We start from the raw sequence: 9,268 nt of genomic DNA, 5'->3' as shown, positions 1-9,268 counted from the left end.
AGCCTGCGATATGCGCTTCGACCTCGCGGGCATGGCCGGCGTCGAGCTCGCCGTCGAGCAGCGCATGAAGCAGGATCCTTGCTTCGTCGCAGGTCATCTGGAGTGCTCCTCTTCCGCCGTCCAGGCCGCGCGCAGCATGGCACGGGCGCGGGCGAGGCGGGACATCACGGTACCGACGGGTGCGCCGACGGCCTCGGCGATTTCACGATAGGACAGGTTGTTGATCTCGCGCAGCACGAAGGTTTCCTTGAACGGCTCGGCGAGCGTCTCGATCAGCTTGCGGATCGCACCGGCATCGCGGCTGCGCAGCACTTCGGTCTCGGGGCTTGCCTCGTTCTCCTGCCAGATCGGCGTCTGCTCGGAGGCGCCGGGCGTATCCTCGAGCGCGCTTGGCCTGTGCGCGCGACGCGCATATTCGGCGTTGCAGACGTTGCGCAGGATCGCGAACAGCCAGGGCTTCATCGCCGGACCGCGATAGCTGTCGAAGTGCTTCAGCGCGCGCAGGTAGCACTCCTGCACCGCATCTTCCGCATCGGAGGCATCGCGCAGCAGATAGCGCGCGAGCGTGTAGACGTCGTCGAGATAGGGCAGCGCCGCCTCGCGAAAACGTCGCGCCTTGTCCAGATCGTCGCTTGTCGCTGGCATCGCCGCTCGCTTTGCCGTTTCGCCTGATGTCGCCGGAGACGCAGGAGCCCGGCCGGCGTGGGACCACCGGCCGGGCAGGACGTTGATGCCTTGGTTGGAGACGTTACTCAACCTTGATCATCCCCGTCATGTGCGGGTGCAGCGAACAAAAATACTTGTAGTCGCCCGCATTGGTGAAAGTGAAGGAGAACTTGTCGTCGGTGTCCAGGGTCTTGGACCTGAACTTGCCGGCCGACACCACGGTGTGCGGGATGTCGTCCCGGTTGGTCCAGGTCACGGTGGTGCCGACCTTGATCTTTAGCTCGGCCGGCTGGAAAACGAAATTATCGATATGCACCTCCATGTTGTCGTCGGCGCGGGCAGTTGTGATCGGCAGCAGGGCGGCCGCGACCACGGCGACACCGAAGTCGCGGCGATTGAGTGTCTTCATTGTCAGCTTCCGTTCAACCTGAATCAGCCCTGGAGCGGCGTGTCGATGATCGCGAGCCGCTGCTCGTTCTGCTTGAAGTTGATGCTGGCAACGCCGAGCATGCTGCGGAGCTTTGCGTCCTCGACCTTCATCGGTCCGGGCGAGGGGGCGGCTCCCGGCGCCGGTTGCGGGAAGGCGGTCGAGCGCGCGGTGTGGAAGGTGACGTTGCCCTCGACCTTCTGCATGACCTGGTGGATGTGACCGTTCAGGACGGTGACCGAGCCGAAGCCTTTCACCTGTTCCAGCGCACGGCCGCCGTCCTCGGTGCCCCAGCCCCATTCCGGATAGACAGTCCAAAGCGGGATGTGCGCGAACAGCACGATGGGTGTTGATTTCGACTTGCCGCGCAGATCGTCATCGAGCCAGGCGAGCTGCTCGGTGCCGAGATTGCCGAGCCCACCGGCCTTGAGGTCGACGACGTTGACGAGGCCGATGAAGTGCACGCCGCCGGCATCGAACGAATACCAGCCCTGGCCCTTGGTCCCGCGCCCGTAACGCTCACGATAGAGCTTCACCTCCTCGTCGATGAAGTCATGCTCGCCGGGCACGTAATGCACGTCGAGCTTGCTCTGCGAGATGATGCGCTCGGCATTGTCGAACTCGGCGGCCTTGGACAGATGAGTGATGTCGCCGGTGTGGATCATGAAGGAGGGCTTGGCCGGCATCGCGTTGATCTTGCCCACGGCCTCCTCCAGCGTGCCGAGCGCGTTGGGATTGGCCGGCTTGTCGAAGCCGACATGGCTGTCGCTGATCTGGAGGAAGGTCATGCCCGGCGCCGCGGCGGTCGCAGCCTGCGCGGAGTCGATGATGCCGAGCGAACGCGGCACGCCGCCGGTGATGGTCCAGAGCACACCGGTGCCAGCCCAGGTCATGCATTCCAGCACCTTGCGGCGGCTGACGCCGTCGGCGCCGTGATCGTGTCCGCTCATCGCGCATCTCCTCGTGCCCGGAATTGGGCGTCGGGGAGATGATTGGAGGAGGGAGGGAGTTATTCCCGGATGGGATGACGATTTCGTGAGGTGGGGTCTTGAGTCCCGGACGCGCTGCAACGCGCAAGCGTTGCTGCGCAGAGCCGGGACCCAGAAGGCCGCGGGCGCGCGGTGAGATGGGCCCCGGCTTTGCAGCGCATCACTTGCGTACTGCGCCGCGTCCGGGGCACGAGACCTACTTCGCGAACTCCCGCACGGCCTCCACCACGGCCGCCGGTACTTCCTGCGCCGCGCAATGTCCGGCGCCCTCGAAGAGCATCGTGCTGACCTGCGGAATCAACGACACCGCGCGTCGCGCCATCACTTTGTACACCGGCCCCGACTTTGCAGCGGTCGCGACGCACACCGGGCAGTCGATCTCGGCGAGCGAGCCGAACGGATTGCCGCGAGCATCGCCAATGTAAACCTGGGTCATCGCCTCGTAGATCGGACGCAGCATCGCCGACTCGATCTCGGGCGTGCAGCAGAGCCGGACCCGGCCGTCGTCGAGCGGCGCGAAGCCGTGGCGCGCATAAGCCCGCAGCGAGGTCTCGGTCCAATCCGCAAATGCCGGCGCCGCGCGGTAGCGGCTGAAGACGGCATCGTGGCTGTCGAATTCCGCCTGCCGGCGCAGCGCGCCTTGCACGCGGGAACTGGACTCTTCGTCCAGTCCTCCGGAACGTGCTGCGCGCGGGTCCATGATGGTCGGCTCCATCACGAACAGACGCGTGAAACGCCCGGGCAAGAGCTTGGCCGCGAGCAGGAGATCGGTCGCGCCCGCGCTGTGGCCAATGCCGTAGATCTCGCGCAGTTCGAGCGCATCGACCACCCGGCAAACGTCATCGGCATAATCCAGGAAATGATAGCTGCTCGGCTTGTGGCTGGCGCCGTGGCCGCGGCGATCGAGCGCATAGACGGTGTAGGCCGACGCAAGCTCGCGCGCGACCTCGTCCCAGACGGCGGCGACGAAGCCGGTGCCGTGCACGAGCAGAGCAGGCGGCCTGCCACGCTCGCCCCATTGCAGCATGGCGATTTCTGCGCCGGCGGGGCCGATGGAGAAGCGCTGACTGATCATGATGACCGGATGCTACTTCGCATCCTCCAGGATCATCGTCGCGCCCTTCTCCGCGATCATCGCGGTCGGCGTATTTGTATTCCCCGACGTGATCGTCGGCATGATCGAGGCATCGACGATGCGCAAGCCTTCGAGCCCGTAGAAGCGCAGGCGCTCGTCGACCACCGCCATCGGATCGCTTGCAGCGCCCATCTTCGCGGTGCCGACGGGATGAAAAATGGTCGTGCCGATATCGCCGGCGGCCTTCGCAAGCGAAGCATCGTCGTCGCCGACGGAGGGACCGGGCAGGTATTCGCTCGGACGATACTTTGCGAGCGCCTTCTGCCGCATCAGGCGGCGCGTGGTGCGGATGGCGTCGGCGCCGACCTGGCGGTCGTCGTCGGTCGACAGATAATTCGGCGCGATGATCGGCTTTTCGTCCGGCGTTGCCGAACGTAGCCGCACGGTGCCGCGCGAGGTCGGCTGGAGATTGCAGGCGCTCACCGTGATGGCGGGGAAGCGGTGCAGGGGATCGCCGAACTTGTCGAGCGACAGCGGTTGCACGTGGAACTGGATGTTGGCGCGTGCACGCGTCGCATCGGAGCGGGTGAAGATGCCGAGCTGCGACGGCGCCATGGTCAGCGGGCCGCGGCGGCGGAAGGCGTAGTCAAGCCCCATCAGGCCGCGGCGGAACAGGTTGTAATAGGTCTCGTTCAGCGTGCGCACGCCCTCGACCTTGTAGATCGCGCGCTGCTGGAGGTGGTCCTGCAGATTGCGTCCCACGCCGGGCTTGTCCATGACGATCTCGATGCCGAGCGGCGACAGCCAGTCGGCGGGTCCGATGCCGGAGCGATGCAGCACCTGCACCGATCCGATCGAGCCGGCCGAGAGGATCACCTCACGCTTCGCCCGCGCCTCGATGATCTCGCCGTTCTGGACGAAGCGCACGCCGACCGCGCGGCCCCGCTCGATGATGAGGCGGTCGACCAGCACGTGCTTCTCGAGCCGCAGGTTCGCGCGGTTCAGCGCCGGCTTGAGGAAACCGCGCGCCGATGACCAGCGCCGGCCGCGCTTCTGGTTGACATGGAAATAGCTGGTGCCTTCGTTGTCGCCCGTGTTGAAATCCGGAATGCGCTTGATGCCCATCTCCTCGGCGGCGTCGCCGACGGCATCGAGAACGTCCCACGACAGCCGCGGCGCCTCGATGCGCCAGCCGCCCCCGGTGCCGTGATGCTCGCTCGCGCCCAGGAAGTGATCTTCCAGCCGCTTGAATAACGGCAGCACGTCGTCATAGCTCCAGCCGGTCATGCCGAGCTGGCGCCAGTGATCGTAGTCGGCGGCCTGTCCGCGCATCGAGATCATGGCGTTGATCGCCGAGCAGCCGCCGATCACCTTGCCCCGAGGGTAGGCCAGCGAACGGCCATTCAGGCCCGGCTCGGCCTCGGTCTTGAACATCCAGTCCGAGCGCGGATTGCCGATGGCGAAGAGATAGCCGACGGGAATGTGGAACCAGATCCAGTTGTCGTCGCCACCGGCTTCGAGGATAAGGACGCGATTCTTCGGATCGGCCGAGAGCCGGTTGGCGACGATACAGCCCGCCGTACCGGCTCCGACGACAATGTAGTCAAACTCACCTTCGAGCCGTCTTGGCATTCTGCTTCCACCCAAACAGGCGTCATGGCCGGGCTTGTCCCGGGCATCCACGCGCTTTCTGTCCAAATAGGCAGACGTGGATGGCCGGGACAAGCCCGGCCATGACGAGAGGACAGAGCCCCCCCGGACCCTCAGGCAGTTGGGTGGACTGACGCTTGCATGGTAGACAGGGCTGCATTTTCAACAAAGCTTGAGACCCTCCATGCCCATCGTGAACCGCGTCGCCGACCTCCAACCCGATATTCAGGCCTGGCGCCGGGACATCCACGAGCATCCCGAACTGCTGTACGACGTTCATCGCACTGCAGCATTCGTGGCGGACCGCCTGCGCGAGTTCGGCTGCGACGAGGTCGTGACCGGGCTCGGACAGACCGGGGTGGTCGGCGTGATCAAGGGCAACAAGCCGGCCGGCGAAGGGCTCAAGTCCATCGGACTGCGCGCGGACATGGACGCGCTGCCCGTCGAGGAGCAGACCAACCTGCCTTACGCCTCCAAAACGCCGGGCAAGATGCACGCCTGCGGCCATGACGGCCACACCGCAATGCTGCTCGGTGCCGCCCGCTATCTCGCCGAGACCCGCAACTTCGCGGGCGATGCCGTGGTGATCTTCCAGCCGGCCGAGGAAGGTGGCGCCGGCGGCGCGGCCATGGTCAAGGACGGCCTGATGGAGCGCTTCGGCATCGAGCAGGTCTACGGCATGCACAACGGCCCCGGCATCCCGATCGGCTCGTTTGCGATCCGGCCGGGTCCGATCATGGCGGCGACCGACGAGGTCGACATCATGATCGAGGGTCTCGGCGGCCATGCCGCGCGTCCGCACAAATGCGTGGACTCCGTATTGGTCGGTGCGCAAGTGATCACCGCCTTGCAATCGATCGTCGCGCGCAGCGTCGATCCCTTGGAATCGGCCGTGATCTCGATCTGCGAATTCCACGCCGGCAATGCCCGCAACGTCATTCCGCAAACGGCGACGCTGAGGGGCACCATCCGCACCCTATCGCCGGAGGTACGCAAGCTGATCGAGAAGCGCGTGCACGAGGTGGTCGCGGGCGTGGCGCAGATCACCGGCGCCAAGATCGATTTGCACTACAAGCGCAATTATCCCGTGGTGAACAACCACGCTGCGGAGACCGAGGTGGCGCGGCGTATCGCCAAGCAAGTCGCGGGCGAGGCCAATGTGCACGAGATGCCGCCGCTGATGGGCGGCGAGGATTTCGCCTACATGCTGGAAGCGCGGCCCGGCGCCTTCATCTTCTGCGGCAACGGCGACAGCGCCGGCCTGCATCACCCCGCCTACAATTTCAACGACGAGGCGATCGTTTACGGCACGTCCTATTGGGTCAAGCTGGTCGAGGAATCGCTCGCGGCGTCGTAAGGTCGCGTTTGAAGCACAAAGGAAAGGGCCCGTGTGTTGCACGGGCCCTTTGTATGGGAAGACCGGATCGCCAACCAAGGCGCCAAGCCGTTTCCTGCCAGTATCAGGCAGCCCGTGCCGCCTTCTTCTGCAGGCCGGCGGCGATCTTCAGATCCTCGACGAAGCGCCGATATTCCAGCGCCTTCGCCTCCGGATCGGGCAGCCGCAGCAGGTAGGAGGGGTGCACTGTCACCAAAGCCTTGTGCCCGTCGGGAAGCTCTATGAGGCGGCCGCGGGACTTGCCGATCGGGGTGATCTTGCCGAACACGCTTTGCGCAGCAGTAGCTCCCATCGCGACGATCAGTTCGGGTTGGAGCGCCGCCACTTCCCGCTCATACCATTGCCGGCAGGCCCGGATCTCCGGCGTATTCGGCTTCTGGTGCAGGCGGATCTTTCCGCGCGGCACGAATTTGAAGTGTTTGACCGCGTTGGTGACATAGACCTTCTTGCGGTCGACACCTGCCTCCTCCAGCGCACGGTCGAGCATCTGACCGGCCGGGCCGACGAAGGGATGGCCAGCAAGGTCCTCCTTGTCGCCGGGCTGCTCGCCGACCAGCATGATGTTGGCCGACTTCGGGCCTTCGCCGAACACGGTCTGGGTCGCGTCCTTGTAGAGATGGCAGGCGCGGCAATGCGCGGCTTCCTCGCGAAGCGTTTCGAGATCGTCGGCAGTAAGCTTGCGTGTCATCGGAGCCTCCGGCCGCCTCTGAGGCTTGTGCGGATCGGTTGCGGCATTGGCGATCATGGCGCCCGTCATGCGCTCGGCATCCTCGATCAGAGGCTTAATGATCGAAGCCTCGGGCAGGTTCCTCCAGTATTTCTTTGGCATCTCGGCCTGCATCGCCTTCACCTTGAGCCGGGCCGGATTGAAGATGCTGGCGTAGTAACGCCGCCAGGTTTCCTCGAGCCGATCTTCGCTCGGCGCTTCGCTCTTGCTGACGCCTGAGGTGAACGTGAGCGCATGGCCGTCCCAATGCGCGCACAGATCGGGCGTCAGGATCGACCAGGGCATGTCGGCAAAGCGCCTGGCGAAGAACGGCGCGGCGAGCTCGACGATGTGATGCTCCGGCTCGAACCAGGCGACGTAATGCGCCTCACGTTCCCGGCCGATCTCGCGGAAGCGCACGAAGGCGTGCATCTTGTGCTCGTCTCGATAGACCGCTTTCGCCATGGCGGTGACCTGCGCGACATCAGGATCGGTCGCGACCTCGATGAGATCGTGATTGTCCTTCAGTCGAAACAGCAGGCGATAGAGGATCGCAAAGCGCTGGCGATCGCGGTGCAGGATTGCGGCCTGGGCGAGTTCGACGAATTTTGCGGATACGCTGAAGGTGCCGTCGTTCACCTCGAGGATCGGAGACGGCGCGGGCGGCGCGAACAACTCGGCTTCGCCGCCCTGCACGGCCCAGGTGACATCGGTGGGCTTCACATGATGAAGCACGAGTGTCCGCGCGGCATTGCGCCAGCCGTCGAAATCGGTTTCGGTGTCGAGGGTGATGTACTGCATCAGAAGCCAAACCCCAGTTGTGTTGCCTTCGGCTTGAACCGCTCGACCAGCCGCGCTTCGTCGAGACGATGCGGTGAGGGGCGGTGATCGCTGAGGACGATGAACGGCAGCGCCTTGTTGCGGGGCACATGCAGCCGTGCGAGATCGGTGAGGCGGATCGTGGTGGTGCGGCGTGTCGCGATGATGCGTTCGACCGTCCTGGTGCCGAAGCCAGGCACGCGCAGCAATTCTTCGCGGCTGGCGCGGTTGACGTCGAGCGGGAAGCGGTCGCGATGGCGCAGCGCCCAGGCGAGTTTTGGATCGATGTCGAGCGGCAGCATGGCGCTGTCGTCGACGATCTCCGCGACGTCGAAGCCGTAGAACCGCATCAGCCAATCGGCTTGGTAGAGCCGATGCTCGCGCAGCAAGGGCGGCTGTACCAGAGGCAAAGCGCGGCTCGCGTCAGGGATCGGGCTGAAGGCGGAATAGTAGACGCGCCGGAGCCGGTAGGCGCCGTAGAGATTGGCGCTGGTGTGGAGAATGGTATGGTCGGAGGCCGCGTCGGCGCCGACGATCATCTGTGTGCTTTGTCCGGCGGGCGCGAAGCGTTGCGGCTTTGCTTTCGTTTTAGCGTTGCGGTCTTCCTCGGCTTCGTCGAGCTTCAGCCGCAACCGGCCCATGGTGCGGCGGATCGCGCGCACGTCCTTTTCCGGCGCGAATTGCTGCAGACTGGTTTCCTCGGGCATCTCGATGTTGATGGAGAGACGATCGGCATATTTGCCGGCTTCCGCGATCAGTGTGTCGTCAGCCTCGGGAATGGTCTTCAGATGAATGTAGCCGCGGAAGTGATGCTCCTCGCGCAGCTTTCGCGCGACGCTGACCACCTGTTCCATGGTGTAGTCGGGACTGCGGATGATGCCGGAGGAAAGAAACAGCCCCTCGATGTAATTGCGGCGGTAGAAGTCGAGCGTGAGCTTGACGATCTCGTCCACGGTGAAGCGGGCGCGCGGCACGTTCGAGGAGGCGCGGTTGACGCAATAGAGGCAATCGTAATTGCAGGCGTTGGTCAGCAGCACCTTGAGCAGGGAGATGCAGCGTCCGTCCGGCGCGTAGGAATGACAAATCCCCATGCCTGGCGCGGTCGAGCCCATGCCCTTGCCGTCGCTGGAATCCCGCTTTTCGGTGCCGCTGGAGGCGCAGGACGCGTCGTACTTGGCGGCGTCCGCGAGAATTTCCAGCTTGCGTTGTACGTCCATGTTGGAATCCCTTTGATTCAGCTCATGAATCCCTAGGCGCGCCAATTTGATTGACTCTTCTGGCGCCGTTAGCTTTATATTAGAACATATCATGAACAAATGAGCCAGCCGCTGGTTCTTCTTTTGAAGACCACGGCACCAATTTCTGAGGAGCGGCGAGCATGAGCGGCGCACGTAGCAGCGCGCTTGCGATCCTGCGCGGCCAGATCGAGCGCATCGAGACGGCGGAGGTCGTGCATCAGTATGATCGCGTCGCACTCGGCCACGGCGAGGTCGACACCGCCCTCAAGGGCGGGCTCGCGCGCGCGGCGATCCACGAGGTG

Annotated in this window: 9 protein-coding genes and 1 pseudogene; 2 read left to right on the top strand and 8 right to left on the bottom strand. The window is 64.5% G+C overall.

Annotated elements, in window-relative coordinates:
- The 6 genes from MOV75_RS16830 to MOV75_RS16805 form a co-directional block, all read right to left on the bottom strand.
- Window positions 1–97, bottom strand: a 97-nt coding sequence (locus MOV75_RS16830) for an anti-sigma factor (protein WP_247006223.1), incomplete at its 3' end; no start/stop codon positions are given.
- The gene (locus MOV75_RS16825; protein ID WP_246926429.1) at window positions 94–645 is read right to left on the bottom strand and encodes a sigma-70 family RNA polymerase sigma factor; all 552 of its coding nucleotides are present in this window, start codon (window positions 643–645) and stop codon (window positions 94–96) included. The genes MOV75_RS16830 and MOV75_RS16825, both read right to left, overlap by 4 nt.
- A gap of 103 nt (window positions 646–748) precedes the next feature.
- Window positions 749–1,075: a cupredoxin family copper-binding protein gene (locus MOV75_RS16820; protein WP_246926431.1), complete on the bottom strand. Its 327-nt coding sequence runs from the start codon at window positions 1,073–1,075 to the stop codon at window positions 749–751.
- Between the two features lie 23 nt (window positions 1,076–1,098).
- Window positions 1,099–2,043: a metallophosphoesterase gene (locus tag MOV75_RS16815; protein WP_246926434.1), complete on the bottom strand. Its 945-nt coding sequence runs from the start codon at window positions 2,041–2,043 to the stop codon at window positions 1,099–1,101.
- Between the two features lie 235 nt (window positions 2,044–2,278).
- Window positions 2,279–3,157 (bottom strand): alpha/beta fold hydrolase, encoded by an 879-nt coding sequence (locus MOV75_RS16810; protein ID WP_246926436.1) that lies wholly within the window; start codon window positions 3,155–3,157, stop codon window positions 2,279–2,281.
- A 12-nt stretch (window positions 3,158–3,169) separates the two neighbouring features.
- Window positions 3,170–4,789: a GMC family oxidoreductase gene (locus tag MOV75_RS16805; protein ID WP_246926437.1), complete on the bottom strand. Its 1,620-nt coding sequence runs from the start codon at window positions 4,787–4,789 to the stop codon at window positions 3,170–3,172.
- A gap of 202 nt (window positions 4,790–4,991) precedes the next feature.
- On the opposite strand from MOV75_RS16805, the gene MOV75_RS16800 reads away from it, so the two are divergent.
- Entirely contained in the window at window positions 4,992–6,164 is a 1,173-nt protein-coding gene (locus MOV75_RS16800; RefSeq protein ID WP_246926438.1) for a M20 aminoacylase family protein, read from the top strand.
- Between the two features lie 103 nt (window positions 6,165–6,267).
- Here the strand turns inward: MOV75_RS16800 and MOV75_RS16795 are convergent, their stop codons facing one another.
- Entirely contained in the window at window positions 6,268–7,710 is a 1,443-nt protein-coding gene (locus MOV75_RS16795) for a UdgX family uracil-DNA binding protein (protein WP_246926440.1), read from the bottom strand.
- Window positions 7,710–8,945, bottom strand: a complete 1,236-nt coding sequence (locus MOV75_RS16790; RefSeq protein ID WP_246926443.1) for a putative DNA modification/repair radical SAM protein — start codon at window positions 8,943–8,945, stop codon at window positions 7,710–7,712. The genes MOV75_RS16795 and MOV75_RS16790 overlap by 1 nt, the downstream gene beginning before the upstream one ends.
- A 161-nt stretch (window positions 8,946–9,106) precedes the next feature.
- Between MOV75_RS16790 and MOV75_RS42695 the strand changes: the two are divergent.
- A pseudogene (locus tag MOV75_RS42695) lies at window positions 9,107–9,268 on the top strand (DNA repair protein); the annotation flags it as partial.

This window comes from Bradyrhizobium sp. PRIMUS42, from assembly GCF_023006515.1.
In the GTDB taxonomy this organism is placed as follows: domain Bacteria; phylum Pseudomonadota; class Alphaproteobacteria; order Rhizobiales; family Xanthobacteraceae; genus Bradyrhizobium.
This window is presented reverse-complemented; position numbering and strand designations above follow the sequence as displayed.

Bases quoted from the DNA above. Each gene is read 5' to 3' on its own strand.
- MOV75_RS16825 (WP_246926429.1), bottom strand. From the start codon at position 645: ATGCCAGCGACAAGCGACGATCTGGACAAGGCGCGACGTTTTCGCGAG.
- MOV75_RS16820 (WP_246926431.1), bottom strand. From the start codon at position 1,075: ATGAAGACACTCAATCGCCGCGACTTCGGTGTCGCCGTGGTCGCGGCC.
- MOV75_RS16815 (WP_246926434.1), bottom strand. From the start codon at position 2,043: ATGAGCGGACACGATCACGGCGCCGACGGCGTCAGCCGCCGCAAGGTG.
- MOV75_RS16810 (WP_246926436.1), bottom strand. From the start codon at position 3,157: ATGATCAGTCAGCGCTTCTCCATCGGCCCCGCCGGCGCAGAAATCGCC.
- MOV75_RS16805 (WP_246926437.1), bottom strand. From the start codon at position 4,789: ATGCCAAGACGGCTCGAAGGTGAGTTTGACTACATTGTCGTCGGAGCC.
- MOV75_RS16800 (WP_246926438.1), top strand. From the start codon at position 4,992: ATGCCCATCGTGAACCGCGTCGCCGACCTCCAACCCGATATTCAGGCC.
- MOV75_RS16795 (WP_246926440.1), bottom strand. From the start codon at position 7,710: ATGCAGTACATCACCCTCGACACCGAAACCGATTTCGACGGCTGGCGC.
- MOV75_RS16790 (WP_246926443.1), bottom strand. From the start codon at position 8,945: ATGGACGTACAACGCAAGCTGGAAATTCTCGCGGACGCCGCCAAGTAC.